Origin of the sequence: Roseibium sediminicola (assembly GCF_023156505.1) — a bacterium.
Classification (GTDB): Bacteria; Pseudomonadota; Alphaproteobacteria; order Rhizobiales; family Stappiaceae; genus Roseibium; species Roseibium sediminicola.
This window is the reverse complement of record NZ_JALNMJ010000017.1, coordinates 67,729-92,469: the sequence shown is the minus strand read 5'-3', so window position 1 is coordinate 92,469 and position 24,741 is coordinate 67,729. Positions and strand designations below refer to the sequence as shown.

Below are 24,741 nucleotides of genomic sequence, written 5' to 3'. Positions count from 1 at the left end.
GCCCGGAGGCCTTCCGCGATGCGGTTTCAGGTTCAGGCGGCGTTGGCGTTGACGACCGGGAAGTCGATCGGTGTTTCGAAGGCCTCGTTCAGGTAGTTGGTCAGCGTGTTGAGCGCGACATGGGCGACGATCTCGACGATCTCCGCCTCGCTGTAGCCGGCAACCTTCACCTCGGAGACATCGGCAGCGGAAACCCGGCCGCGTGCCTCGACCAGCTTGACGGCGAAGCGGACGGCCGCATCGGCCTTCGGGTCGGACGACGTGCCGTTGCGGTTGGCGGCGATTTCCGCGTCGTCCAGCTTGGCGAGGTTTTTCGCCAGGTAGGTGTGGGCGGAAAGGCAATAGTCGCAGCCATTGATCTCGGCCACCGCGAGGGCGATCCGCTCACGGGTCTGTGGGGCCAGGCTGCCTTTCGAAAGCGCGCCGTTCAGGCCGAGATAGCCTTCCAGCGTGGCCGGGCTGTTGGCGGTGAGGCGGAAGAGGTTCGGAACCGAACCAAGCATCTTGTTGACGCCTTCCAGAAGCGGGCGGGAAGCGGTGGGGGCGGCGTCGATGGACGCGGGCAGATGAATGCGGGTCATGAAAATCTCCTGGTGTCTGGTCCGTTGTGACCTGGGTTTGTCTGACGTCCTGCAGTGTCGCAGAGATATATACAGACAGGTCTGTCTATTTTCAAGCTTCAGCCCTGATCAGAAAATTGTGATCTTGAAAGCCCTTGAAACTGTTGTTAAATCCGCACGGATGTAGACAGAACTGTCTGACCAGTGAGGTTTAGCAAAATGAAATCGCGCCGGGACGATCTCATCGAGACGGCCCTTCGGCTGTTCTACAAGGGCGGTTACACCGCGACCGGCATCGACAAGATCCTGGCCGAGGCGGGCGTCGCCAAGATGACGCTCTACAAGCACTTCCCGTCCAAGGACGATCTGATCCTGGCGGTGCTGGAGCGCCGGGACGAGCAGTTCCGTGCCTGGCTCTTTGCCGAGATGGAGAAGGCCGGATCGGACCCGCGCGCGCAGCTCCTGACGATGTTTGACGCGCTGGAAAGCTGGTTCAGGGGCGAGGCCTTCAAGCAGCTCGGCTTCAACGGCTGTGCCTTCATCCACGCGGCGGGCGAGTTCGGCGACTTGAAACACCCGGCCCACCAGATGGCCGCCGCGCACAAAAAGCGCGTTGTCGATCATCTCGAGACGCTTTGCAGGGAAGCCGGGGCAAAGGACCCGCAGGCGCTGGCGGAACAGCTTGCGCTCCTGAAGGAAGGCGCCATCGCCACCGCCCATGTCCGCGGCCAGCCGCAAGCGGCGCAGACGGCCAAGGCGATCGCAAAAACGCTGATCGAGACCGGGTGCGTCGAAGGTGGGGGGCAATAGGCGACGAAATTTGCCAAGTCAAAATGTGCCTCGCCTCGAAGGCTTCTGGCTCCCCGGTCCCGGCTCGCGCTGCGCTTGGCCGGGATGACGCTGGAGAGGGCATTGTGTTCAATTAAATCACCGCCGTGGACCGGACCTTCCGACTGCCGCGAACCCTTCCGCCGTCATTCCGGACAAGTGCAGCAACGCTGCGCGCTGATCCGGAATCCAGCGTATCAGCGCGAGTGTAAGCGAGCTCAAAGCCAGACAAGTATTTGATTTTTTAAACAATGACGCGCCTGCGGCGCGAAGTGTGCGCTGGGTTCCGGATCTGGCCATGCAGCTCCGCTGCAGACCGTCCGGAATGACGGCCAGGGTTTGTTTCTTCCACATGCAAAAAAAAAAGCCCCGGCCAATGACCGGGGCTTTCCAAATTCTCTGACGCCTTTGCCTCACACCCGGTTGAGCAGTCTCGCCCGGATGGTGTTTGGCAGGGCGCGGATCTCTTCCAGAATGCTGACCGGGTCCTCGACGCGGCTGTCGACGTCCAGAACCACATAACCGATGTCCTGGTGGGACTGCATGTACTGGGCGAAGATATTGAGGTTGTGCCGCGTAAAGAGGTCGTTCAGCGTGCGCATGGCGCCGGGCGCGTTGTGGTGCACCTGGATGAAGCGGGTCGCCTCCGTGCCCTTGGGCAGCTGCACCTGCGGGAAGGAGACCGCGCCGATGGTGGAGCCGACGTCGGAATATTCCACCATCCGCTTGGACACTTCCTCGCCGATCCGGTCCTGGGCCTCTTCCGTCGAACCGCCGACATGGGGCGTCAGGATGACGTTGTCGAGACCGCGGAGCGGCGAGACGAACTCGTCCTTGTTGGATTTCGGCTCGACCGGGAAAACGTCGATGGCAGCGCCCGCCAGATGACCGGATTTGAGCGCTTCGGCCAGCGCGTCGATATCGACCACCTTGCCGCGGGCGTTGTTGATGAGGAAGGAACCCTTCTTCATCTTGGCAATTTCAGCGGCGCCGAACATGTTTCGGGTTGCCTGGGTGTCCGGCACGTGCAGCGAGACGACATCGGAGGCTTCCAGCAGGCCGTCTAGGCTTTCGGCCGGCAGGACATTGCCGTGCTGCAGCTTGTCGACCAGATCGAAATAGATAACCCGGAGGCCCATCGCCTCGGCGAGATTGGAGAGCTGGGTGCCGATATTGCCGTAGCCGATGATGCCGAGCGTCTTGCCGCGCACCTCGTGCGAGCCGGTTGCGGTCTTCAGCCAGCGGCCTTCATGGGCGGCGGAGGATTTCGGGAAGACACCGCGCATCAGCATGACGATTTCGGCAATGGTCAGCTCGGCGACGGAGCGGGTGTTGGAGAACGGCGCGTTGAACACCGGAATGCCGCGGGTCAGCGTGCCGGTCAGGTCGACCTGGTTGGTGCCGACGGAGAAGCAGCCGACGGCCACAAGCGTCTTGGCGGCTTCCAGCACCTCTTCGGTCACCTGCGTGCGCGAACGGATGCCGAGCATCTGCACGCCCTGCAGCTTCTCGATCAGCGCGTCCTTTTCCAGCGCGCCGGGCAGGACTTCCACATTGGAGTAACCGTTCTTTTCAAGAACCGCGCGCGCGGTCGGCGAGATGCCTTCCAGCAGCAGCCAGCGGATCTGGTTTTTCGGCCGGGAGAGACCGTGCATCATGGCGGAATGCCTTTTGATCTGGTGGTGTGAAGAGCGCCGAGTCAGCGCCTTTGACGCGGGTGTCGTATACGCGCTCAGCCGTGTCGCGTCTAGGGAGACGGGGCAGAAAGCCGCGGCGGAACGCGCATCGAATGCGTTTGATTTCAATTCGGCTGCGTTTCGAGATCGCTTTTGAGGCGGTGAAGCAAATAGACGGCATTTTCCGCGTAATCGCCGATCCAGCGATCATAAATTTCCCTGATCGGCAGCGCATTGAGATGGTTCCAGCGCTCGCGGCCCTTGCGCTGGACGATGATCAGGTCGGCGGCTTCCAGAACGCGCATGTGCTGCATCACCGTGCAGCGGTCGAGATCCGGAAAGGCGGCGCACAGCGCGCCGGTGGTCTGCGGTGCATCTTTCAGGAGATCGAGCAGACGCCGCCGTCGGCCATCGGCCAGCGCCTTGAAAATCCTGTCCGAATCGTCCGTGCTTGACATGTTATGTTTTTATAACACTTATTGTTGTTCGACAAGGCGCCGAGAAGGGCATGCCGGGCGAGGAGGGCACCATGAGCGAACCGGAAATCCGGCTGGAACGACCATGCAGTGTGCCTGTCGCGCAGCTCTGGGACACATTGGTCTGCCCGCAATTGTGGTGGGGCGAGGCGGTGCGTCTTGAACCGACTACGGGCGGGCTCTTTCACGAACCCTGGCGGGACGGGGCCGGACAGCATCATACGCGCGGCGAAGTGCTCGAGTTCCTGCCGCCCCGGTGTCTCGTTCTCAGCTGGCGTGACGACGACTGGACGTTCGGGACAGAGGTGCGTTTTAGCCTGGCGCCCGCCGGGCAGGGCAGTCTCCTGAAGCTCCGCCATTCAGGCTGGCACGCGGCCCCTGCGGACCGTCGGGACCAACTGGTGGAAGATCATCGCACCGGCTGGTCCTATCATCTCGGCAATCTGACCGCTTGCGCCGAACGCGGCACGTCAGAGCCGATCACAGGAGGGCAGGAATGAAACCGTCATTCAGGATCGCGGGCCGGATTGCCAGGCCGGTTTCGGACGTGTTCGAGGCCGTGGTCAATCCGGACCGGCTGTCGGCCTATTTCACCACCGGCGGCGCGGATGGCCGGCTGGAACCCGGTGTCACGGTCCATTGGGCCTTCTCGGAATTCCCCGGCCGGTTTCCGGTCAAGGTCGACAGGGTGGAAAAGGACAGCCTGCTGGTCTTCAGATGGGCCGCCCAGGAAGAGGGCGAGGTCAGCTCCACCGGCAAGATGCCCGAGCCGGCCAGCTATGACACAGTGGTCACCATGACCTTCGCAGCGCTGGAGGACGGCCGTACGCTGGTGACGATCCATGAGGAAGGCTGGCGTGAGACCCCGGGCGCCGTGAAAGCCTCTTATGGCAATTGCGAAGGCTGGACCCAGATGCTCTGCGCGCTCAAGGCCTGGCTGGAGCACGGCGTGAACTTGCGGGAGGGGTTTTACGAGTAAGGCGGCGGCTTGCTGCATGCTCCTCAGGACGACGTCGAGTGTGTGGTGGCGCATCCGCACGGTGTCATCCCGGACGCAGCGCAGCGAAGATCCGGGACCCACTCGTTCGCAGAGCTGTGGGAAGAGGTAAAGCTATGCGGCAAGTCACTGCCCTTTGCGGCGCCTCCTGATCGCCGAGAGGTGGATTGGGTCCTGGCTCAGGGCCGGGATGACCTCGGTGTGGGAAGCTAATTCTTGCCCTGATTAACGAAGGACCGGTTGAACGGTTCTTCAGGATTAAGCGGAGTATGTTCCAGCCAGTTCTTTTAACCGCCCGGCCAGATCCCGGATGACCTCGTCGCCATAACGAAGACCGAGGTCCTGACGCAAAAACCGTGTCAGTTCGTCCGCCTCCTGGATCTGCCACTCCCGGTTTTCACCGCCACCGACGTAGCGCGCGCGGCTGTCCAGAAAGCTGAAAAAACCCTCGTCCGTCAGCCGGTAGAATTTCAGGCTTCCCGCAAAGGGCATTTTCGGCGAGGCCGCGCAGAGGAAGTTGGCGCCCTCGATGTCGGCGGGACGCACCTCGGCCCGGTCGAAGCCGTAAAGCGGGAACCAGCCATCCTCCGTCAGGCGCTCCAGCACATGTTCGCCGGAGGTCTGCTCGAAGCGGATGCGGTAGCTCTGGTCACGGATCGGCTGCGGCTCGTCGGAAATCCGCACGGGTTCGGCTGGCGCCTGTCCGCCGAAGCCGGCATCGACCAGCCATTCGGTGCCCTCCAGCGTCACGACAAAGGCGAGATGGGAGCGCGCGCCGCCTTCCGCCGCGCCCTGGCGCACACGGGCGAGCACCTTGCGCGGGGAAAAGCCGAGTGCGACCAGAGCTTCGCCGAGCAGCGAATTGAGTTCAAAACAATAACCGCCACAGCGCTCGACCACGAGCTTCTGCCAGAGGCTGTCTGCATCCAGCTCGGGCACCCTCCCCAGAAACGGCAGCACGTTCTCGAACGGGATGGCGCTGATCTGGGCAGCCTGGAGGGCCTTCAGACCGGCGAGGTCCGGTGTGCAGGTCTCAAGGCCGACGCGAGTGAGATAGGCGGAAAGATCGAAGGGCATTGGCGGGTCCGGAAAAGGCGATTTGTGTTTGATGTAGGTGCGGCCAACGGGCTTGCCAAGCATGCTGCCTTCCCCGTCGTCTTCCCGGCCAAGCGAAGCGCGAGCCGGGACCGGGGAGCCACAGGGCTTGCCGACAGGTCGGGGCCTTTCGGCGCTGCGGGGGCTCTCCGGTCCCGGATCTCCGCTGCGCTGCGTCCGGGATGACGATGGAGAGGAATTAAGGTGCGCAAGGCGGTGCCACTTCCCCCGGTATCATCCCGGCCCCCGAGCCGGGACCCACTCGCTTGCAGAGCCACGGGAAGTGGCAAGGGTTTGCCGGCAGACACTGAGGGAACATGATGAGCGACCGACCCGAAAGCCTTCCACATACCACAGCGTCATCCTGAGGAGCCGCGTGAGCGGCGTCTCAACGGAGCGGCAGCCTGCCGCAGGAGCAATGCGGCGGATCCTTCGAGACAGCGCTGCGCGCTTCCTCAGGATGACGCTGAATGTGTGGCCGTGCGAAACGAAGCGGAGGGGGAAGACAAAAGAGACCCGCCACATCGCTGCGGCAAGCCGGTGCCAATCCGCGGACATCGCGATGCGCATTGAAGGCGCTTGTGAGATGCCTTCAGACAAACGTTCACCACACACCGCAGCGTCATCCTGAGGAGCCGCGTGAGCGGCGTCTCGAAGGAGCGGCAGCCTGCTCTGTTGTGTGCCGCCCGATCCTTCGAGACGCGCGCGGGGCGCGCTCCACAGGATGACGCCGCGTGTGTGGATGCGTCCTGGAAAGCGCAGTTTTGCCAAAAAAAGACCCGCCGCATCCCTGCGGCGGGCCCAAGACATCAATCAATGCAGAAAGGCTCATAGCCCCTCCGGGCCCCGCTGCACGGCGGCGACGCCGGTGCGGGAGACCTCGACCAGGCCGAGCGGTTTCATGATCGAGATGAACTGCTCGATCTTGGAGGTGCGGCCGGTGATCTCGAAGACGAAGTGCTCGGTGGTGGCGTCGATCACCGTTGTGCGGAACGCATCCGCCAGGCGCAGCGCCTCCAGGCGCTTCTCGCCGGTGCCGGCGACCTTGACCAGCGCCAGTTCCCGCTCCAGCGGCTTGTCCTGGTTGATGCGCTTGGCGCGCACTGTCAGGTCGGTGACCCGGTGCACCGGCACCAGGCGGTCGAGCTGGTGGCGGATCTGCTCGATGATCATCGGCGTGCCGGTGGTCACGATGGTGATCCGCGACAGGTGCTTTTCGTGTTCGGTCTCCGACACGGTCAGGCTGTCGATGTTGTAGCCGCGGCCCGAAAACAGGCCGATGACGCGGGCGAGCACGCCCGGTTCGTTGTCGACGAGGAGCGATAGGGTGTGGGTTTCGATTTCATTGCTGACTTCGGCCAGGAAATAGGCGGAAGGCGCATCAACATTCTGGGCGTTCATTGTCTAGATTCTCCGGAAGTGTATCGGCGTGCCGGAAAGCATAAGTAGGCCGACACCAAAATCGCAGCGATAAGGATCGGAGCGATGAGGTAGGAAAAAAGTGTGAGCAAATTTGCAAGGCTCGAGAGTGGAGCGCCATAGGACGCAAATGGCTCACCACAGGGTGTTCCAAATTGCAGAACTGACCACCAAGTACTGCTGCTAGACATAACCATTCCGACTAACAACAGAGCCGGAAAAAACAGCAGAAGACTTCTGCTGTTTTGCCGATCTGTGCGCCTCCTGCGGGTTAAGACTATGCTTCCCATGGCGGCAATCATAAGCGGAACGATGCTGTACAGTGCTCCTGAAGTCGCTGCGCCATTGTCAGCCATGGTACAAGTCCCCGTGAAGCTTCCGAGAAGCTGCAAGGGCCATGCGATAAGCAACATGAGAATGACTAGCGCTAGCGACATTCGTTTACTCAAACCAGGGATTTGCCTTCGGCGCTGATCGCGTTGGCGACGGCCTCGTCATTGGCTTCGTCCGGCAGCAGCATTTCATTGTGGGCCTTGCCCGACGGGATCATCGGGAAACAGTTGGCGAGATTGGCGACGCGGCAGTCGAACAGGACCGGCTTGTCGACGGCGATCATCTCCTCGATGGCGCCGTCCAGGTCGCCCGGCTTGTCCACCCGGAAGCCGACACCGCCATAGGCGTCCGCCAGCTTGACGAAGTCCGGCAGGCTGTCGGTGTAGGAATGGGACAGCCGGTTGCCGTGCAGGAGCTGCTGCCACTGGCGCACCATGCCCATATACTGGTTGTTCAGGATGAACACCTTTACGGGTAAGCCGAACTGAACGGCGGTCGACATTTCCTGGATGTTCATCAGGATCGAGGCATCGCCGGCAATGTCGATGCAAAGCGCGTCGCGGTGCGCGGTCTGCGCGCCGATCGCCGCCGGCAGGCCGTAGCCCATGGTGCCGAGGCCGCCGGAGGTCAGCCAGCGGTTCGGCTCCTCGAAGCCGTAGAACTGCGCCGCCCACATCTGGTGCTGACCGACTTCCGTGGAGATGAAGGTCTTGCGGTGCTTGGTCAGTTCATAGAGCCGCTGGATCGCGTATTGCGGCATGATGATGTCTTCGTTGGGCTTGTAGGCCAGCGAGTTGCGGGCACGCCACTGGTCGATCTGCTGCCACCAGGCCTTCATGGCCGCCTCGTCCGACTTCTTGGAGGACGAGCGCCAGATCCGGACCGTGTCTTCCAGAACATGGGCGACATCGCCGATGATCGGCAGGTCTACATTGATGGTCTTGTTGATGGAAGACGGGTCGATGTCGATGTGGATCTTGCGCGAGCCGGGCGAGAAGGCGTCGGTGCGTCCGGTGATACGGTCGTCGAAGCGGGCGCCGATGCAGACCATCAGGTCGCAATCGTGCATCGCCATGTTGGCCTCATAGGTGCCGTGCATGCCCAGCATGCCCAGCCAATTGTCGCCGGAAGCCGGATAGGCGCCAAGGCCCATCAGCGTGGAGGTGATCGGGAAACCGGTCAGCGAGACCAGCTCGCGCAGCAGCTGGCAGGCCTGGGTGCCGGAATTGATGACACCGCCGCCGGTATAGAGCACCGGCTTTTTCGCGGCGGCCATCAGCTCGACGGCCTGGCGGATGCCGGCGGCATCGCCCTTCAGCTGCGGGCGGTAGCTCTTGTGGGCCGCGGCCGGGTTCGGCGTCGGGCCCTGATAGGTGCCGGTGGCGAACTGGACGTCCTTCGGAATGTCGACGACAACCGGGCCCGGACGGCCGGAAGTGGCGACATAAAACGCCTCGTGCAGGATGCGCGGCAGGTCGTCGACATTGCGCACCAGCCAATTGTGCTTGGTGCAGGGGCGGGTGATGCCGACCGTGTCGCATTCCTGGAAGGCGTCGTTGCCGATGAGATGCGTCGGCACCTGGCCGGTAATACAGACCAGTGGGATCGAATCCAGCATGGCGTCGGTCAGCGCGGTGACCATGTTGGTCGCGCCGGGGCCCGAGGTGACCAGGGCAACGCCCGGCTTGCCGGTGGAACGGGCATAACCTTCGGCCGCGTGGCCGGCGCCCTGCTCGTGACGCACGAGAATGTGCTCAAGACCTTCCTGCTGAATGATCTCGTCGTAAATGGGAAGCACAGCACCGCCCGGGTAGCCGAAGATCGTGTCAACTCCCTGGTCTTTCAGCGCCTGGATGACCATTTCGGCGCCGGTCATTTCCCGTGTCATTCTTTCCGTCCTTGCAGTTCGCCTGGAGTGTCAGGCTTGGCTCTCGTTGTGTTGTTATCGGCCCAACGTCTGCGGCGTCAAAGATCCGGCTCGTTTAAGGGAAGCGGTGTCAGCTGGCGGGTACAAAAAAAGGCCCCTTAGGGAGCCTTGGTCGCGCGCCATCTGGTCCGTTCGGGTCTCAACCCGCTGCGGAGGCGCGCTTTCCTACTACGATTAGAATGAGCGACATGACCATGTCGTCCCGGTCCTTTGATGCTGCAGGCCAAAAGGCCCTGGACAGCGTTGTTGAGGATCTCCCCGCCGGCCCTGTCGAAGGAACGCCGGCAAGGTGTTGATCTGCCAGCAGCTTCGGCATTGAAACGGCACAGGCCCGTACTGTCCGTCCGGGCTTGATGCGGCGCACCCTAGTGAGGCCTCCCGGACCGGTCAAGCCTTAATTTCATTTATTGCGTCAAAGTTTTCAGATGTTTCTGAAAGTTACGCTGGAGGCGTTGCATTTGTGCAATCGTTCCGTTTGGGTCAGTTTGTCAGGGATATGCGTTAACTGCATGGCCGCCTTGACAAAAAATTGTCACATCCCCCATTGCCTCGGGGAAGAGCCCGGTATATACACCCGCAATCCGGCGCGCCGCTGCCCTTAAGCGGCCTTCGTCGTTGATGGGTGTGTAGCTCAGTTGGTAGAGCAGCTGACTCTTAATCAGCGGGTCTGGGGTTCGAGCCCCCACTCACCCACCATTTTTCCTGAAGTAAATACCGCGATCGAAATTTGGCTGCAGGCAGTTCCGTGCTTGTTGAAGCACCAACAATTAGCGCCCCTGGCATCCGGGTAGAACTTATAAGTTGGCGCAGTCTCCTTTGGCGCTTTTGTTCATTGTGTTGGGGCTGATCCGGGAAACAGCCGATTTCTGCGATTTTTTCTCTGAAAACACCAATTAGCATCCTGAATTTACCCAATTTTCAACTTTGAAACGTTCAATTGGAAGTTGCTCCCTAGGGTGAATAAGGGCCGATTATGCCCACAGATCTCAACATTTTGCTTCGTTCCATGCGGCAGCTGGTGCCGAATTCGGAAACAAACGCACTTCTTTTCAGCATGGGTATTTCTTATTGGGGATATGACCCAATGCGGGAAGAAATCTGCTGGCAGCGAACCGATGTTGCCAGCGTGAGGGGCTACCGGCTGGCCAAACTCCCGATCAAGCAAGCCCTGCAGTATTATCACCAGCCGGATAGAACGCCATTCCTGCAAATGATCTCCAATGCCGTGGAGCATGGCTTGTCCGCGCCGCTCCGGTTGACCATGAAAACGGAGGCGGGGGACAAGCTCTTTGACCTTGTCGCGGCTCGGGTGCTGCGCGGTGTTGCGCCCCTGGTTGTCGGGCTGATGAGGGAGTGTCCGATGGATACGCCTGCAAAGCTTGAAGTGCCCAGCATTTTACATAGCCTGTCTCATGCCTTTGTCGCGGCTCCTAACGCCATTCTCGTCACCGACCGAATGGGTGTCATCCGCTCCGCGAACCGCCAGTTCTTAACGATGTTTGCCATCAAGGACGCAAAAAACATTATCGGGCGCGACGCGCGCATGGTTCCGAACCATATCGGCAAGAAACTCTCAGCCTCGTTCGCCAGTCTGTTCTCCAATTCCAAGTCCATTCAGGACTCCTTCAAGCTGGCCCAAGCGGATGGCACGGAAAAAACCGTGCTGTTCAGCCTGCACCCCTTGGCGCTGGAGCATGCAAATGGCGGATGCGTTTTTGTGGGCGAATACACGAACAAAGCCCAGGAAATCGCGGCTACGGAGATCCTGGATGCGGTCCCTACGCCCATTTTGGTCGCTGATCTCAATTCGCGGCGCATCAAATATGCCAACAATGCGGGACGCGGCGAACTCGGTCTGACACCGGCGCAGATCGGCAGAGAACGGCTGACGGACAAATTGCTGAGCCCGACAGATGTGCGCGATCTCACACTCGTGCTCGATAATGTCGGCTGGGATGGGGGGCGTGTCTGGCAGGTGCACAGTCACATCGGTCTCAAGCGCCATTACCGGATCCGGACCTGTTTCATCGGAGACCATCAGAACCGCCAAATCGTGCTTGAATTTCTGCCGGCGCGCATAGAAAAGGACCAGCCGGGCAACGAAAAGGCACGCGGGTTCTTCTCAAGACTGTTCGAAATCAATTTCGCGAAGTGAACCGTATCTGGCAACGCCGCGTTGGCTTCCGAAAGGCGGCCTAAACAAGGTGTTCGGTTTCTTCGATCCGAATATCACTCCCGCCTTGCCACTTGCTGCGACAACAAGGTCGGCACAATCTCCTGATACGCCTCCTCCTGGATCGGCACCCCGTCCTCGCCCAGCACCTCCAGCAGGACCCAGTCGTCCTTGCCCGTTGCCGCCAGGCAGATCGTTGCCGCCGGGGCGCCGTCGAAGTGGTAGAAATAGAGGTCTCCGGCGAGCACGTCGGCCAGGAAGCGGTCGACGCCGTTGCGCATGCGCCGGCTTTCAAGGGTCAGCTCCGCGGCGCTGGTGAGCGGGCTCAGCAAGGGCGACGGCGGGATCGGCGATTCGGGGAAGGAGCGGCTGCGGCCGGCAAGCATGGTCCAGTGCGCCAGCCACCATTGCAGGGATTGCGGCGCGCGGACCTGGGCAAGGCCTTTCAGCGCGCCCGGCCGTTCCGTCTCCGTCAGATTGCGCAGGCCGGCATTGATTGTGGCGATCAGGCGGGGCAGGGAGACGCCCCCGTCGATCAGCGCGTGGGCGTCCAGCATCGCCTCCCAGCCGGTGTCTGAGAGGATGGCCCTGACCTTCTTGTCCTCCAGGCGGGCGATGCTGTCCGGAACGCTGGTCTCGGCGGCCGCTGTAAAGGCGGCCTTGAGGTCACGGTCCTCCAGCAGGCTCACACCCGGAGGGAAACGCTCAAGCGCGGCGAGCAGGGCCGGGGCCGGACGCTTGCCGAGAAAGCGGTGCAGGACGATCTCCCTTGTGGAGAGCGACAGGAATTCGGCAAAATTCTGCCGTTGCCGGGGGGCGGTCCGGCCAGCGGTGCTGAAAAGTTCCAGCGTCAGCGACAGGGTGCCGAGGCGGCCGAGGGCTGTCTGCCGGTGCACCAGCTTCCAGAGATCGGACGAGCGGCGGAAGAGATCGAGCAGCAGCCATTGCTGGTCGCCAAAGGGGGCGGCGAGGCGCGTCAGCAGACGCGGCAGCGACAGGAGATAGTCGGTAACGGCCGCCTCGGCGCCGGGCCCGGCGGCGATGCCGGTGCCAAGCGTGCGCGGATGATGGGCGAGCACGCTCTTGTCGCCGGCGGTCCGGCCGTAATCCGTGGCGTCGAGCATGGGCCAGTCCGGCAGAAGGTCCTGGTCCTCGCGGTGCTGGCGGCGGATCGTGCAGGCAAAGGGCCGGTCCCAATAGGCATAGACAATGGCGTCGCTGCCGCAGCGTTCGCTGAGGCCTTCACCGGTCCATTCATAGGTTGCGTATGTGGGCGGCAGGGAGCGCTCCGGCTGTTCGTCCAGAGCCAGCTGTGTCTGCCCGGCCATCCTATCCCGCGTTGCCATCGCATCCTCTTTCAGCGGAAAACCAACAGCTCAACCCTGCGCCTTGCCCCTGACGCCGGCAACGCGGCCAACTGATTCCTTCGCCGATATGCACAGGGGACCTGAAGGGGCGGCAGGAATTGCCGGGTGGGGGAGACGGGCACAGAGCACATCTTTGCAGGGCCGCCTATGGGACTTGCGTAAAAGCGTGCTGCAAACACTGGTGTCACCCCGGGCAAGCGAAGCGCGACCCGGCGCCTACTCGTTTGCAGAGCCTTGGCATGAGGGCACCGCCCTGATGGAGTGACAAAAGCTTCGGCAAACGGATCAGCGAGTGGGTCCCGGATCTCCGCTGCGCTGCGTCCGGGATGACACCGTGGGGATTGTGTTACTGATCTTGCCAACACCGGCCTTTCCTTTTGCGCTGCGATAAACGAATGTGTGCCCAACACCGGACCAACGGGAATGCCGCCATGACTATCGATCGCCTGACCCTTCGCAAGTTCCTGCTCCAGGAAGAGGAAAAGCACGGCCTCGGGCACGAACTGATGATGCTGATCGAGGATATCGGCACGTCCTGCCGGATCATCGCGCACCAGATTCGCAACGGACCGTTTCTGGATATTCTGGGCACGGCCGAGACGGAAAACGTCCAGGGCGAGACCCAGAAACAGCTCGATGTCATCGCCAATGACATCTTCCTCAGCCACCTGTCCAACTGCTCGCGGGTGGCGGCGCTGGTGTCTGAGGAAATCGACAATGTCATCTGGCTGAAGGACACGCCGAAAAAGGGCGACTACCTGGTCTATTTCGATCCGCTGGACGGCTCGTCCAACCTCAATGTCAACATGTCGGTCGGGTCGATCTTTTCCGTGGTCGAGCTGGACGAGGACATCACGGATCTCTCCAACGACGTGGTCCTGATCAAGGGATCCAAGCAGATCTGCGCCGGTTATGCGCTCTACGGTCCGTCGACCTCTCTGATCCTGTCGACCGGAAACGGCGTCAACGGCTTCACCCAGAAGATCGGCTCGGGCGAGTTCCTGCTGACCTTTCCGGACATGAGACTGCCGGAAGAGACCGCCGAATTCGCCATCAACGCGTCGCGCTTTTCCCATTGGGAGCCGCCGATCCGGCGTTATGTCGAGGAATGCCTGGAGGGGCCGAAGGGGCCGCGCGGCAAAAGCTTCAACATGCGCTGGATAGCGTCCATGGTCGCCGAGGTGCACCGGATCCTGATGCGCGGCGGTGTTTTTCTTTATCCCAAGGATGCCAACAACGCCTCCATGGGCGGCAAGCTGCGCCTGCTTTACGAAGCCAATCCGATGGGCTTCATCATCGAACAGGCGGGCGGGAAGGCCTCGACCGGCCGCTCGCGCATTCTCGACGAACAGCCGGCCGGGCATCACCAGCGGATTTCCGTCATCCTGGGCAGCAAGGCCGAAGTCGAACTGATCGACAGCTATCACCTTGAGGCCGATGGCTGAGCAGGTCCGCGTCCCAGGGCATGCGGACGAGTTGCATTTGCTCCCGTAACAAGCTCTATTTCTCACAAGGGGAAGTTGCGTCTTTGTCGCGCGGTTGTGGGGGCGATATGGAACATTCGGCAGATAGCAGAACCGTTCAAGAAGTGGTTCAGAAGCTGCGGGCCGGGGACAGGCTCACGCTCGACGCGGGCAATTACGACCAGCCGATTACGCTCCAGGGCCTGCGCGGCACGCCGAAGCATCCAATCCGGATCCGGGGAACCGCGCTGGCGAGAGACAAGGACGACAAAGAGCCTGAAATCTGGACCGCAAGCGTTCTCGGCAATGGCCTTGATTTCGAAGACTATCGCTGCACCGGCAACAACATTGCCCGCGTCGAGCAGGCCGCGGGACGGCTGCCGGGCCTGCATTACATTGCTGATGAAGCCGCTCTCTTCCTGAAGGACTGCCAATGGGTGGTGCTGGAGGATCTGAGCTTCAAAAATTGCTGGCCGACGGCTGTCTATATCGACAATTGCCAGAGCCTGACCCTGCGGCGCTTGCATTTTCGCGAAGGGACCTTCGCGTTCGGTGCGGTCGGGACCGACACGCGCCATCTTCTGATCGAGGGATGCGACTGGATCCAGGACCCGAGCGGCCAGGGGGAGGCGGATCTGAAGGATTTGCGCCGGAACCAGAAACTGACCCCACCACCTCCGAACACAGCTCCCGGCGGCGCGTTGTGGTCACAGCTCTTGTGGACGCAGGTTCACGGCTACAAGGCCGAGACCGAAGATTTTGTGCTGCCGGATGATGCCCGGGCTTACGATGGCGACTTCTTCCGCGCCTGGAACATTGCTGGCTATGCCGTTTTCCGGGACAATTGCATTCTGGATGCCTTTAACGGCATTCATTTCTTCAACACGGCGCGAGAGGACGAGCAGGAGGCCTACTCCCGCAATATCCTGATCGAGAACAATTGGTTTGTCCGCATTCGCGACAACGCGGTCGAGCCGGAATATTTCGCCATCAACTGGACCGTCCGTCACAATTGTTTTGCCGACTGTTTCGCCGCCTTTTCCTTCGAGCCGACACGGTCGGGGTTTTATTACATATACGGCAATCTGATCTGGAACCGGCACCGGCCGGGACCGGAAAACGATCAGCGGAATCGTGGCCGGGTCTACAAGCTTGGCGGTGTGCACGAGGCCCTCGGGCCGCATTACATTCTCAACAACACCTACGTACTGCGCGGTCCCTTGTTCAAGAAGAAGCGGCTCTCTGACCTTGTCCACATGAACAACGTGGTTGCCTATTTTGGCGACGACGATGAGGTGACAACGAATGTGGCCGCACCGTTCGGCAAGGGCTGGGAGGCGGTTCACGACGCTTACGCGGAGCACGCCGAGGTGAAGGCCTCTGAAAAAAAGCGGTTTACGAAATTTTGGAACAGGCTCGGAATCACCTTTGACGGCGACATGATCAACCACCCGAGTTTCCCGGACCCGGCGCGGAAGGCAGGCTATCCGGTCGGGGTGAACGCGCGCGGCTACAAGCCGAAGTTTGACGGCGGTGCTTTCGGCGATCCGGTGGGGCTGCGAATTACGGGTGCACTTGATGGTGGCAAGGAGGTCGCCATCCCCGAAAGCCTTGAAGTCAAGGTGCTGGCTCCCGACGGGGCTGAGCAGACCGTTGGTGGGAAAGGAACTGTTGTCGGCGCCTGGCAGGCAGAGGGTCTGTTCACGCTGAAAGACCCGCTGTTCGTGACGCTGAACCCGCAATTTCGGAAATCGACGGCTCCAGAGACGGGCGGAGATGACGAAATTGGAGACCTGGCCGTTTCATAGCCTAAAGCCCGCAATTGCGGATCTTGGCGCGTCTCACCTCAGCCCGGCGGACCGGAGACCTGATAGGCCGGGTGCCAGCTGAGGCCGTGCTGGCGCCAGCGCCTGTGATCGGTCCGGTTGGAATCGAACGGCCGTGAGTGCATTTCCAAAAGGGTGACCAGTGAGAAGACCCGGGCAAGGCCGGTCTTGGTCTCGAAACGCAGGAGCAGCCGCTGCAGGGTCATGTCAGGCAGGCCTTCGCCCAGGATGTATCCGGTGCGCTGGATGTCGAAACAGGGTTCCCCCTCAAAGGCCCAGTGATAGGCCTCGGCGACGCCCTGCCGGTAATCCTTAGGCAGGCAGTCGGCGGGCGATCTGTAGGCGTCCATGTCGATGGACTGCGGGAAAAACTTCACAAAGGACGACTGGTTGCCGATGAAAGTGACATGGGGCACATCGCCGGCAGGGGCGTCGGGCAGGGTCAGGAGCAGCCAGGGGCTGAGCCGGGTCAGCTCCCGGTCCGGCATCACCACGCCCCTGTTGCGGATCCAGGTCCGGAACAGAAACTGGGCCATGTCTCCGGCGAGGCCGCTTTCCACATGGGCGATCGGCATGGGCTCGATAAAGGCGTCGGCCCGTGCAAATCCGTCCGGGTCCTTGTCGCTTGCGGCGATGGCGGTCTGACAATTCTGGGCTTTAAGGTCCTCATTCAGTTTCGCGGCCAGATCCGCGCGCTGGCTGGTGCCAAGATGCCCTATGCGCGTGTGGCCGAACAGGTTGTGGCTGTGGAAATCGAGCAGATATCCGCAGTCATGTCTCTCCACCGTCTGAAAGAGCGTCGCCACGTCAGACGTATCGGAAGTGAAGTCCAGTTCCCGCATCGCAAATTGCTTTCACCATGCGTGGTCCGCCATCGTCCCCGCCAGGAAGACCGTCACCACATTCCAGAGATGTTGCCGACGACATCAGTTCAACCGTTTTTGGCCCGTCCATCAATCTTGGGAAAAATACGGGCGTCTATGGAATGAGAGTGCGCCAAGTTCTGCCACATGTGTTTCCTTGCCAAAGTTGTTGAGAGTGACATCACCCTCGGTGTCATCCCGGCCAAGCGCAGCGCGAGCCGGGACCCACTCGCAGATCCGCTCGCCGAAGCTTAGGGTGTGTCTTCAAGGAGTGCCTCCTCTCATGCCCTCTGCAAACGAGTGGGCCCGGGTCTCACGTTGTCGCCCGGGGTGCCCCCGATATTTGTGGCGTGTCTGCCATATGCGTGTCTCCTCCAAGGGGGAGAGAGGTGTAAGCGAAGAGGCCGCTTCGTCTTCAGGACCGCGGTACAACTGGCCAGGTGACCACCGCCTCGAACCCGCCGGTATGCCCCGGCCGTGGCGACAGGAAGGTGACCTTGCCGCCCGTCTGTTCGGCGATGGTCTTGACCAATGCGAGGCCGAGGCCGGTGCCGCGGGCGGTGGTGTCGCCACGGACAAATTTGCGACCGAGTTTTTCCAGCGTTTCCGGAGCAACCACCGGGCCGGAATTGGCGACACTGAGCCGTTTTCCGGGCCCCGCAATGACGGTGATTTCCGGGGAAACGCCACCGTGTTTGCGGGCGTTCTGGAGAAGGTTGGACAGCAGAATGCTGAAGGCGTCCGGATTGACGAAAAGGGTCAGATCGGCTCCCTCCCGCAGGTCAAACTTGCAGTCGCCTGCCTCCCTGAGCAGCAGTTTCAGCACCGGCAACAGGTCGGTCGGCGTCTCCGCCCGGGCAAAACCCGATTCCAGGCGGGCAAGCTGCAGCAGTTTTTCCGACAGCGTCGCCAGCGACTTCAAGGCGTCTTCGACGGATTGGGCACGCGCGTCCTGGGGAAGGTCGCCGAGTTCGGCGCGCAGCTGCTGCACCTGCGCAAGGGCGCCGGCAATCGGCGTGCGCAGTTCATGGGCGCTCATGGCGGAAAAGGAGCGTTCGGCATCGAGCGCGGCGCGTAGGCGGCTGAGCAGACTGGCGATCTCTTCGGCGATCGGTGCCAGTTCCCTTGGATGACCATCGGTCGGGATTGCCTTGAGATTGCCGCCGCCGCGCTCGGCGATTTCGTTACGCAGGCGCCCGAGAGGACGCATGGCGAAGCGCACCGTGGCCCAGATGCCGAGCGCAATCAGCGGCAACAGGGCGGCGAGCGGCAGGAGCAAGGCGCGGGCGGCGTCAAACAGGACGTCCTGCCTGTGGCTGCCGGTTTCCACAAGGAGAATGCTGTAGCCGCGGCGCGGATCGGTCAGCGACAGCGCGCGCCGTCCGTCGAGATCGAAGAACCCTTCCGGAGCGGGAGAGGGGATGGAGCTTGTGGGCGGCACGTCACCTGAAACGAGACGGGTGCGGCCGCGCGGGTCGCGGATCAGATAACCGAAATTGGCGCTGTCGCGGCCTTCCAGTCCTGGCACACGGTATTCGTCGTCTTCGTCCGGTTCGCGCAGTTCGTGCACGGCGAGTGGTAGAAGGCGCAGCGCGCTCTGGCGAAGCGCGTCGTCAAAGGTTTCCGTCAGCTCGTGTTTCAGCACCAGGACGGCAATCGCCGCCGCGCCGAGCCACAAGAGCAATGTCGACAGACCGAGCAGAAGTGACAGGCGCAGGGTGATGGAGAGCGGCCGTGTCATGCGCCGGCCTTGTAACCGAGGCCGCGCACGGTGGTGATGGCCCCGGCGCCGATCTTCTTGCGCAGCCGGCTGACATAGACCTCCACCGTGTTGCTCTCCACCTCCGCGCCAAAGGCATAGAGGCTTTCCTCGATGTCCGGCTTGGAGACGATGCCGCCCTTGTGGCGCAGCAGCCGTTCCAGCACGGCCCATTCGCGCGCGGTCAGCTCAACCGGCTTGCCGCCGCGCTCGGCGTGTTTGCGGGTGAGGTCCAGGGTGACGTCACCGATGGTCAGTTCCGGGTTGGGCGCACCGGCATATCGGCGGGCGACCGCGGACAGGCGGGCACGCAGCTCGGCAAGATCGAAAGGCTTGACCAGATAATCGTCGGCACCGCTGTCGAGGCCCACGATGCGCATGGCAACCTGGTCCTGGGCCGTGACGATGATCACCGGCACTTCATTGCCTTTCTTGCGCAGGGTTTTCAGGAAGGTCAGGCCAAGGCCGTCGGGCAGGTTGAGGTCGAGAAGCAGGAGTTCGTAAGGCACGGCGTCAAGTGCCAGCGCGGCCTCGTCGAGGCGTTTCACCCAGTCGACGCCATGGCCCTGCATGACCACATGGTCGCGGATCGCCTCTCCCAGAATGACATCGTCCTCGATCAGCAAGACCCGCAAGCCGTCCTCCCCACTCATGTTGCCGGAACCGAATACCGGAAACAGGCACACAAACCTGACACCAGACTGAACGGGTTTTTCCCTTTTCTTCAGGTGCCTGTCAGCTTGGTCCCGTTTTCTTGTGGCGTCTAACGCAACCAGGATCAACTCGCCATGAAGAAAATCGCCCTGAAGACAAGTGCCATGAGGACAGGCGCAGCTGCTCTTTTGCTCTCATCCGCCCTGATCGTTCCAGGCGCCGCGATGGCCAAGGACGTCGCCGTTACGGTGGATATGAAAACCTACCGCGGCCCGGGCGCTTATCTGGCCGTTTATCTGGTCGACGGTTCCGGCCGTTACCAGCAGACGCTCTGGGTTTCCGGCAGGAAGTCGAAATACTACCGGCACCTGAAAGGCTGGGCCCGCGGTATTTCCAGCGCCGGCGGCTCCATCGACGGTCTCACCGGTGCCAGCGTCGGCAGCGGCCGCTCCCTGACGGTGCGGGCCAATGTCGCCGATGCCCTGATCGATGCCGGCTACAAGGTGGTGGTCGATGCCTCGGTCGAGGATTGGGGCGACAAGCCGCGCGATGCCACCGTGCCGCTGACCAACGGTGCCAGCGCCGGCGGGGGCGGATTCGTCAGCAAACTTTCGGTGAAAATGTAACAGCGGAGCCGCGCCGATGCTGAGATCCCTGCACACCTGGCCGACCCTGCTTGCCGGCGTTCTGGTCACTTTCATGGCCGTGACCGGCAGCGTTCTGTCACTGGAACCGGCTGTCTCCCGCCTGGCGTCGCCAGCGCCAGTGGCCGCGGCTGAAAGCTCCGTCGCCGAGCTGGTGGCGGGCGTTGCCGCCGGGTTCACAGAGCCGCAGCGCCTGGTGCAGAAGGCGGGCGGGGAGGTGATCGTCTATCACGCAGGCGAAACGGGCATGGCCGCCGATCTGGTGGACCCGACAACGGGTGCGAGCCTCGGCGCCTATGAACCGTCGCCGTTTTTCCTCACGCTGACCGAGCTGCACCGGTCGCTCTTTGCCGGAGAGGCGGGGCGGATCGCCACCGGCACGGGTGCCGCCGTTATGATCCTGCTCTCCGTTGGCGGGTTGCTGCTGCTGGTCAAGCGCAGCGGCAGCTGGAAACGTCTTCTCAAACCCTCGCAAGGCACGTTCGCGCAGCGCCTTCATGTGGAGGCGGGCCGGTTTGCCCTTGCCGGAATCGTCCTGCTGGCGGTCTCCGGTCTTTTCATGTCGATGACCACGCTTGGTCTTGTCGGGGCTCCGGCGCTGGACGGTTTCATGACCTTCGCTGAGTCTTCCGGCGGTCCGGCCATGGCCGTCACCGAAATGCCGGTTTTGAAGGATCTGGGCCTGGCCGATCTGCGCGAGCTGACCTTTCCGGCCAAGGGCGATCCCTATGACGTCTTCTCGCTGACAACGGCGGCGGGCACGGGATCGATCGATCAGGCGACCGGTGAACTTGTCGCGTTCACCCAAAACACTCCGGCGCAAAGCCTCTATCAACTGGCCTTCACCCTGCATACCGGCCAGGACACCTGGGCCTATGCCCTGGTCCTGGGGTGGGCGGGTCTTTGCGTGCCGGTGTTGTTTGTCTCGGGCCTCGCCACCTGGGCGGCGCGGATCCGCAAGCCGGTGCGCATTGCCGGCAACGATCCCGCGGCGCGGGCCGAGACCGTGATCCTGGTCGGCAGCGAAGGCAACACCACCTGGGGCTTTGCCCGAAGCCTGCATGCCGCGCTGAAGGCCGAAGGCCAGTGCGTCCACACCGCCGCCATGAACGATCTTGCGAAGTCCTATCCGGCCGCGAAGAGGCTCATCGTGCTCGCGGCCACCTATGGCGACGGCGACGCGCCTGCCTCCGCCTGCCGTTTCCTCGCCAGGTTGCCGGCATTCAAGGCCGCTCCGGGACTTGCCGGTTCCGTGGTCGGCTTCGGCGACCGCAGTTTTCCGGCCTTCTGCGCCTATGCGGGCGACGTCGAGAAGGCTCTCAAGGACAAGGGACTGGACCCGCTTCTTGAGCTGGCAACGGTTGATCGCCAGTCCACTCAGCAATTTGCCGCCTGGAGCCGGGCGTTTGGTCAAACCATCGGAATTGATCTGGACGTCGCGCACAAAGCCGAGCTGCCGGAGCTGTCCGACTTCGAATGTGTCAGCCGCCGGGATTACGGCCAGGCCTATCAGACACCCAAATCGGTGCTGCGCTTCCGGGCCGCCGCCGGAACGAAGGGGCTGCCTGCCTTCAGGGCCGGTGACCTGATCGGCATCCTGCCGGCAGGCTCGGACGTGCCGCGCTTCTATTCGCTCGCCTCCAGCACGGCGGACGGATACCTGGAAATCGCCGTCAGCAAACAGCCGGGCGGGCTGTGCTCCAACCAGCTCTGCGACCTGATTCCGGGCGACCGGATCACGGGCTTCATCAAGGGCAATAGCCGTTTCAACCTGCCGGACGGCAAGGCGCCGCTGATCCTGATCGGTGCAGGAACCGGGGTCGCGCCCCTGGTCGGCATGGCCCGGGGCAACCGGCCGCAAAAGGCAGCCTACCTCTTCGCGGGCAGCCGCGATCCGGGCTCCGATCTGCTCTACGGCGAGGAGATCGAGGCGCTGATCGGTGAAGGCCGGCTGCAGCGGGCCCGGCTCAGCTTCTCCCGCGTGCCGGACGGCGCCTATGTGCAGGATGCCCTGCGCGCCGAAGCCGGAGAGCTGCGGCGGATCGTTGAGAAAGGCGCGCACATCATGATCTGCGGTGGCCGGGGCATGGCGGACGGCGTCCGCGACGCCTTCGAGGATGTGCTCGCACCGCTGGGCCTCACTGTGACCAAACTGAAGGCCGACGGCCGTTATCTGGAGGACGTTTACTGATGATCCCCGATCTTTCTCTTCCGGCGGTGGTTGCCGGCATGATGTCACAGCGCAGCGCCCTCAGCGGGGCGACCATGGGGACACGCTTTTCGGTGGTCTTCCAGTCCCAGCTGCCGGTTGATCTAGTCTCCCTCCAGGAGGAGCTGCAAGCGGCAGTCGACCGGGTGGACGCGCAGATGTCGCCCTGGAAACCGGGTTCGGATCTCAACCGGTTCAACCGGACGCCGGCCGGGGAGTGGGTCGATCTGCCGGAGGACATGTTTGCGGTCGTCCATGCCGCGTTGAAAACCAGCATCGGCAGCGACGGTGCCTTCGATCCGTTTGTCGGCGAGCTGGTTTGTGCCTGGGGCTTCGGTCCCGTTGCCTGCGACGATGGGGCCGAAGTGGTCCGTTTGCGGGAAAGCTGGGGCAGCCTGGCGCGCCAGGTCGAACTTGACCGGGAGGGCAAGCGCCTGCGCCGTTTGTCCGACTGCAAACTGGATCTGTGCGGCATCGCCAAGGGCTATGGTGTCGATTGCCTCAGTCGTGTGATGCACCGCTGGGGTCTTTCCGATCACCTGGTGTCCATTGACGGCGAAGTCCGGGCATCGGGATGCAAGCCTGGTGGCGATGCGTGGTGCGTGGGCCTGGAGAAGCCGGTCGAGGGCGTGCGTGACAGCGCCTTTGCCATAGAGCTTGCCGACACAGCGATTGCGACCTCGGGGTCCTACCGGCAGATGCGGATCATCGCTGGACAAACGGTCTCGCATACAATGCACCCACAACAAGGTCAGCCGGTCTGCAACGGTGTCCTGTCGGTCTCCGTCCTGGCGGACACCTGCATGGAAGCAGATGCCTGGGCGACCGCGTTGATGGTTCTGGGATGGGAGAAGGGCTTGGCCTGCGCCCGGAAGACCGGCCTCGATGCGATCTTCGTGATCCGCAACGAGCGCGGCGAGATCGAGCTCAAGGCAACCGATCCCGGCCTGTTGCCAGAGCCGGATGCCTGAAAGGAGCGCCTTGCAAAGGCGACATGATCGGGAGCAGAAGGGGGCGGCAGGGCTACCCCTCAGCATCTTCCTGCAGCTTACGCCTCAAATCCTGTTTCCTGGCTGCCGCGTCCAGGTTTCTGATGTCCGACGAGGCTGCAATCTCCTGCTGGTTGGCAAAACGCTCGTGGTTCTGAGCGACCTTGCCGAGGTCGTAGAGGTAATTGACCATCACGCCGGCCGACTGCACGCGCCCCTTTTCGGAAATGTCGGCTTCCGCATGAACCGCATGGACCTGTGCGCCGTTGCCGAGATGAAACCGGGCGACGGGATCGAGCGGCTGACCGTCACCACGCTTGGCAGAAAGGAGATAATGGGCGGCGAGCTGGCGCAGCTGTTTCTCGCCGGCCTCGGCAAAAGGGATGTCCTCGTCAACCAGCCACCGTGTCAGGCCGGGGATCGGCGACAGGGTTACGAAAGTCCTCAGGCCCGGCAGCTCGGTTGCCAGATCCGCGGCAACCTGCTTGATCAGGGAATTGCCGAAGGAAATGCCTGCAAGGCCTTCCTGGCAGTTGGAGATCGAATAGAACACCGCCGTCTTGGCCTTGTCCGCCGTGATCGGCTCACGGTCCTCGGCCAGGAGATCCTGGATGGAGCCCGGGATCTCGCTCGTCAGGGCCACTTCCACGAAAATCAGTGGCTCATCGGGCATCGCCGGGTGAAAGAAGGCAAAGCAACGCCGGTCGCCCGGCACGAGGCGGCGGCGAAGGTCTTCCCAGCTGGCAATCTCGTGGACCGCCTCATAGGCGATGATCTTTTCCAGAATATGGGCCGGGCTCTCCCAGCTGATCGGGCGCAGCACCAGGAAGCCCCGGTTGAACCAGGAGACGAACAGATGGCGGAAATCCTGGTCCAGTGCCTGCAGCGCGTGGTCCTTGCCGCCAAGGCGCAACAAATCGGCGCGCATTCGGACCAGCATTTCCGTCGCGCCCGGGATCTGGTTGAGCCGCCGGATCAGCTCCTGCCGGTCCGGTTCGACGGCGGCCATGAACGCGCGGTAGCTTTGCTTCGACGGGTCGGCCTCATAGGCTTCGAGCGTTGCGCGCACCTTGTCCGGATCGATGTTCATGTCCCCGGCAAGGTGCTGGAAGAAGGCCAGTTTGCCGTCGTCATCCATCTCCTGGTAGCGCTGCAGGATGCTGGCAGCGAGCGACAGGCCGGTGACTTCGCCCGTCGCGCCCACCAGCGCGCCGATCAGTTCCTCCATCGGCCGCGCGTCGCGGCGGCCAGGGGAAAAGGTCAGGCTGCGGCGCTCGAAGACGGTCGACAGCAGATCGCCGAAAATGGACATGGAACGCTCCGGAACAATCGTTGGCCTTGGCTGAGGGTCATTGGAAACATAGGTGTTCTGGCCGGGTCGCCCAATTGTCCAAAGGAGGGAGGCTGAGGAGGGTGTGAATGCCAGACCGCTGTTTGACAGTTTCCAGACCGAGCCCCGAGCTTTGCCAAATGTGTTTCCTCG

Annotated in this window: 20 protein-coding genes and 1 tRNA gene; 10 read left to right on the top strand and 11 right to left on the bottom strand. The window is 62.3% G+C overall.

What is annotated here, in order from left to right; genetic code table 11:
* Positions 1–32 precede the first annotated feature (32 nt).
* Positions 33–581 carry a carboxymuconolactone decarboxylase family protein gene (locus M0H32_RS21185; protein ID WP_248157404.1) on the bottom strand — a complete coding sequence of 183 codons (549 nt, stop codon included), beginning with the start codon at positions 579–581 and terminating at the stop codon, positions 33–35.
* Between the two features lie 198 nt (positions 582–779).
* On the opposite strand from M0H32_RS21185, the gene M0H32_RS21180 reads away from it, so the two are divergent.
* Positions 780–1,370 carry a TetR/AcrR family transcriptional regulator gene (locus M0H32_RS21180; protein WP_248157403.1) on the top strand — a complete coding sequence of 197 codons (591 nt, stop codon included), beginning with the start codon at positions 780–782 and terminating at the stop codon, positions 1,368–1,370.
* Between the two features lie 431 nt (positions 1,371–1,801).
* Here the strand turns inward: M0H32_RS21180 and serA are convergent, their stop codons facing one another.
* Together serA and M0H32_RS21170 are read right to left on the bottom strand one after the other, a co-directional pair.
* Positions 1,802–3,046 carry a phosphoglycerate dehydrogenase gene (gene serA / locus M0H32_RS21175; protein WP_248157402.1) on the bottom strand — a complete coding sequence of 415 codons (1,245 nt, stop codon included), beginning with the start codon at positions 3,044–3,046 and terminating at the stop codon, positions 1,802–1,804.
* 143 nt (positions 3,047–3,189) lie between these two features.
* Positions 3,190–3,522, bottom strand: a complete 333-nt coding sequence (locus M0H32_RS21170) for an ArsR/SmtB family transcription factor (RefSeq protein ID WP_248157401.1) — start codon at positions 3,520–3,522, stop codon at positions 3,190–3,192.
* A gap of 71 nt (positions 3,523–3,593) precedes the next feature.
* Between M0H32_RS21170 and M0H32_RS21165 the strand changes: the two genes are divergently transcribed.
* The gene (locus M0H32_RS21165) at positions 3,594–4,040 is read left to right on the top strand and encodes an SRPBCC family protein (protein ID WP_248157400.1); all 447 of its coding nucleotides are present in this window, start codon (positions 3,594–3,596) and stop codon (positions 4,038–4,040) included.
* Complete coding sequence (locus M0H32_RS21160) at positions 4,037–4,519, top strand: SRPBCC domain-containing protein (protein ID WP_248157399.1); 483 nt, start codon at positions 4,037–4,039, stop codon at positions 4,517–4,519. Before M0H32_RS21165 ends, M0H32_RS21160 begins: the two co-directional genes overlap by 4 nt.
* A gap of 276 nt (positions 4,520–4,795) precedes the next feature.
* On the opposite strand, the gene M0H32_RS21155 is transcribed toward M0H32_RS21160, so the two are convergent.
* From M0H32_RS21155 to M0H32_RS21145, 3 genes are all read right to left on the bottom strand, one after another.
* Positions 4,796–5,677, bottom strand: a complete 882-nt coding sequence (locus tag M0H32_RS21155; RefSeq protein ID WP_248157398.1) for an arylamine N-acetyltransferase family protein — start codon at positions 5,675–5,677, stop codon at positions 4,796–4,798.
* Positions 5,678–6,460: 783 nt separating this feature from the next.
* A complete protein-coding gene (gene ilvN / locus M0H32_RS21150; protein ID WP_248157397.1) occupies positions 6,461–7,033 on the bottom strand; it encodes an acetolactate synthase small subunit in 573 nt (190 codons plus the stop codon).
* A gap of 463 nt (positions 7,034–7,496) precedes the next feature.
* Positions 7,497–9,272, bottom strand: a complete 1,776-nt coding sequence (locus M0H32_RS21145; protein ID WP_248157396.1) for an acetolactate synthase 3 large subunit — start codon at positions 9,270–9,272, stop codon at positions 7,497–7,499.
* Positions 9,273–9,931: 659 nt separating this feature from the next.
* Between M0H32_RS21145 and M0H32_RS21140 the strand changes: the two genes are divergently transcribed.
* Together M0H32_RS21140 and M0H32_RS21135 are read left to right on the top strand one after the other, a co-directional pair.
* Positions 9,932–10,007, top strand: a tRNA-Lys gene (locus M0H32_RS21140).
* A 277-nt stretch (positions 10,008–10,284) separates the two neighbouring features.
* Positions 10,285–11,466 carry a PAS domain-containing protein gene (locus M0H32_RS21135; RefSeq protein ID WP_248157395.1) on the top strand — a complete coding sequence of 394 codons (1,182 nt, stop codon included), beginning with the start codon at positions 10,285–10,287 and terminating at the stop codon, positions 11,464–11,466.
* Positions 11,467–11,540: 74 nt separating this feature from the next.
* On the opposite strand, the gene M0H32_RS21130 is transcribed toward M0H32_RS21135, so the two are convergent.
* Entirely contained in the window at positions 11,541–12,830 is a 1,290-nt protein-coding gene (locus M0H32_RS21130) for a hypothetical protein (protein ID WP_248157394.1), read from the bottom strand.
* 452 nt (positions 12,831–13,282) lie between these two features.
* Here M0H32_RS21130 and M0H32_RS21125 point away from each other — a divergent pair, with 452 nt between their 5' ends.
* Together M0H32_RS21125 and M0H32_RS21120 are read left to right on the top strand one after the other, a co-directional pair.
* Positions 13,283–14,296 carry a class 1 fructose-bisphosphatase gene (locus M0H32_RS21125; protein ID WP_248157392.1) on the top strand — a complete coding sequence of 338 codons (1,014 nt, stop codon included), beginning with the start codon at positions 13,283–13,285 and terminating at the stop codon, positions 14,294–14,296.
* Positions 14,297–14,403: 107 nt separating this feature from the next.
* On the top strand, positions 14,404–16,122 hold the full coding sequence (locus M0H32_RS21120) for a right-handed parallel beta-helix repeat-containing protein (RefSeq protein ID WP_248157391.1): 1,719 nt from the start codon (positions 14,404–14,406) through the stop codon (positions 16,120–16,122).
* Positions 16,123–16,160: 38 nt separating this feature from the next.
* On the opposite strand, the gene M0H32_RS21115 is transcribed toward M0H32_RS21120, so the two are convergent.
* The 3 genes from M0H32_RS21115 to M0H32_RS21105 form a co-directional block, all read right to left on the bottom strand.
* On the bottom strand, positions 16,161–16,982 hold the full coding sequence (locus M0H32_RS21115) for a hypothetical protein (RefSeq protein ID WP_248157390.1): 822 nt from the start codon (positions 16,980–16,982) through the stop codon (positions 16,161–16,163).
* A 436-nt stretch (positions 16,983–17,418) separates the two neighbouring features.
* Positions 17,419–18,744 (bottom strand): sensor histidine kinase, encoded by a 1,326-nt coding sequence (locus tag M0H32_RS21110; RefSeq protein ID WP_248157389.1) that lies wholly within the window; start codon positions 18,742–18,744, stop codon positions 17,419–17,421.
* The gene (locus M0H32_RS21105) at positions 18,741–19,397 is read right to left on the bottom strand and encodes a response regulator (protein ID WP_248157388.1); all 657 of its coding nucleotides are present in this window, start codon (positions 19,395–19,397) and stop codon (positions 18,741–18,743) included. The genes M0H32_RS21110 and M0H32_RS21105 overlap by 4 nt, the downstream gene beginning before the upstream one ends.
* A gap of 153 nt (positions 19,398–19,550) precedes the next feature.
* On the opposite strand from M0H32_RS21105, the gene M0H32_RS21100 reads away from it, so the two are divergent.
* The 3 genes from M0H32_RS21100 to M0H32_RS21090 are packed head-to-tail and all read left to right on the top strand — an operon-like array spanning position 19,551 to position 23,240.
* On the top strand, positions 19,551–20,042 hold the full coding sequence (locus M0H32_RS21100; protein ID WP_248157387.1) for a DUF2271 domain-containing protein: 492 nt from the start codon (positions 19,551–19,553) through the stop codon (positions 20,040–20,042).
* 16 nt (positions 20,043–20,058) lie between these two features.
* Positions 20,059–22,251: a PepSY domain-containing protein gene (locus tag M0H32_RS21095; protein ID WP_248157386.1), complete on the top strand. Its 2,193-nt coding sequence runs from the start codon at positions 20,059–20,061 to the stop codon at positions 22,249–22,251.
* Complete coding sequence (locus M0H32_RS21090; RefSeq protein ID WP_248157384.1) at positions 22,251–23,240, top strand: FAD:protein FMN transferase; 990 nt, start codon at positions 22,251–22,253, stop codon at positions 23,238–23,240. The genes M0H32_RS21095 and M0H32_RS21090 overlap by 1 nt, the downstream gene beginning before the upstream one ends.
* A gap of 52 nt (positions 23,241–23,292) precedes the next feature.
* Here M0H32_RS21090 and M0H32_RS21085 read toward each other — a convergent pair whose 3' ends face one another.
* Positions 23,293–24,570, bottom strand: a complete 1,278-nt coding sequence (locus tag M0H32_RS21085) for a malonyl-CoA decarboxylase (RefSeq protein WP_248157383.1) — start codon at positions 24,568–24,570, stop codon at positions 23,293–23,295.
* Positions 24,571–24,741 lie beyond the last annotated feature (171 nt).